Consider the following 572-nt stretch of genomic DNA (forward strand, 5'->3'; position numbering starts at 1 on the left):
TTCGGCACCAAGGGCGGGGAGATCGAGATGAACGGGCAGCGCGTCGCCGTCCCGGTGTCCACGGACCAGATGCGCAAGATCGCCCAACTCTCCGGCGGGCAGTCCTACACCGCCACCAACATCAACGAGCTGAACAAGAGCTACAACGCCATCGAGAACGACATCGGCTTCCGCACGGTGCCCGGCCCCGGCAGCGCCGGCTGGCTGCGCCTGGGCGTTGTCGTCGCGCTGATCGCCGCGGCGCTGGGCCTGCTGATCAACCGACGCCTGCCGGTCTGAGCGATCAGGCGGGCAGCCGCCGGTTCAGGAACAGGCCGGCCAGGACGGCGCCCGCCAGCAGCACCGCGCCCAGCATCATCCAGGCCAGGCTGGCGTCGCCCTTGACGGTCTGATAGCCGATCTGGCGCTGCAGCGTCGAATAGACGCTCTCCAGCGATTCCAGGCTGTCCGCGTGGAACGCCTGGCCGTCGGTGATCTTGGTGATCTCCTGCAGCGTCTGGTCCGTGGACACCGGGACGGCGACGCGCTGCCCGTTCATCTCGATCTCCCCGCCCTTGGTGCCGAACGAGATC

General features: G+C 68.2%; 2 pseudogenes. One reads left to right on the forward strand and one right to left on the reverse strand.

Annotated features, from left to right (window positions below):
* Positions 1 to 279 (forward strand): annotated as a pseudogene (locus A5712_RS10295) (hypothetical protein); the annotation flags it as partial.
* Between the two features lie 4 nt (positions 280 to 283).
* Here the strand turns inward: A5712_RS10295 and A5712_RS10300 are convergent.
* Positions 284 to 572, reverse strand: a pseudogene (locus A5712_RS10300) (hypothetical protein); the annotation flags it as partial.

Origin of the sequence: Mycobacterium sp. E2327 (assembly GCF_001672675.1) — a bacterium.
GTDB lineage: Bacteria > Actinomycetota > Actinomycetes > Mycobacteriales > Mycobacteriaceae > Mycobacterium.